Annotated in this window: 1 protein-coding gene; it reads right to left on the bottom strand. The window is 67.2% G+C overall.

Annotation, left to right across the window (positions count from 1 at the left end; all coding sequences use genetic code 11):
• Positions 1-122: 122 nt before the first annotated feature.
• Positions 123-886 (bottom strand): tetratricopeptide repeat protein (locus tag D7W81_RS41350; RefSeq protein WP_147445846.1); only part of this gene is annotated, 764 nt, incomplete at its 5' end.

Raw genomic sequence — 886 nt, 5'->3', positions numbered from 1 at the left:
CATGTCGGCGCACAGCCAGCGTTGATCACGTCCGACGCTGACTGGCAACCTTCTGAAGTTGGGTCCAACTCGGGTGTTTGATCCACCAGGTTGATTTTCGGGCCGGAGATCAGGGACAGCCCCTAGGGGGTGAGCTTCTTGATCATCTCCTGCGCCCTCGCGGGGTTCGTGGCGTTCCTGGGGGACATCAGCATGGCGCGCTCGTGGGCACGCTCCGCCTTGGCCTTGTTCCCGGTCAGCGTGTAGGCGACCTCCAATCCCATCCAGGCACGCCGGATGCCGGACTTCTTCCAGGTGACGTTCTCCAGGAGCTTCACGGCCTCCTTGTGGTCGGCCGGGGTGCCAGGCTGGAGCTTGAGGAGCGCCAGGCCCAGCTCGAGCTTCGTGCCGAGCGAGTCCGGCTTCATCGCCAGGGCGTTCCGGTACGCGGCGACGGCCTCCGGGAACTTCTCGGCCCGGACGGCCGTGTTGCCGGCCTCCATCATGTCGGCGAAGGTCTCCGGCTTCACCTGCCGGCCTGACGCCGACGAGGGTGCATTCGCTTCATCCAGGATCCGCACCACCGTGGGGCGGCTGGGGTGCGTGCTGGGGGCGTACTCCAGGAAGCGTTGGTAGTGCGCCACGCTGGTGCGGTTGTCATTGAGACGCGCGTACAGCATCCCGAGCATCAGCTCGCATTCCCCTTCCCGGGGGAGCCGCGTCGCGCACTGGTTCCCCAGCTCCAACGCCTCATGAAGCGCTCCCCGCTGCATCAGTGACTGGATGCGGTCCTGGTAGTCCACCAGGGACAGGGGGGCCTCCGGGATGAGCGTCCGCCGTGCATCGGGGGACGGGCTCGCGGTGGGTGGACGCTCGATGGGGCGTGACGCACCGAGGGGCTCGGGAG

This window comes from Corallococcus aberystwythensis, from assembly GCF_003612165.1.
GTDB lineage: Bacteria > Myxococcota > Myxococcia > Myxococcales > Myxococcaceae > Corallococcus > Corallococcus aberystwythensis.
This window is presented reverse-complemented; position numbering and strand designations above follow the sequence as displayed.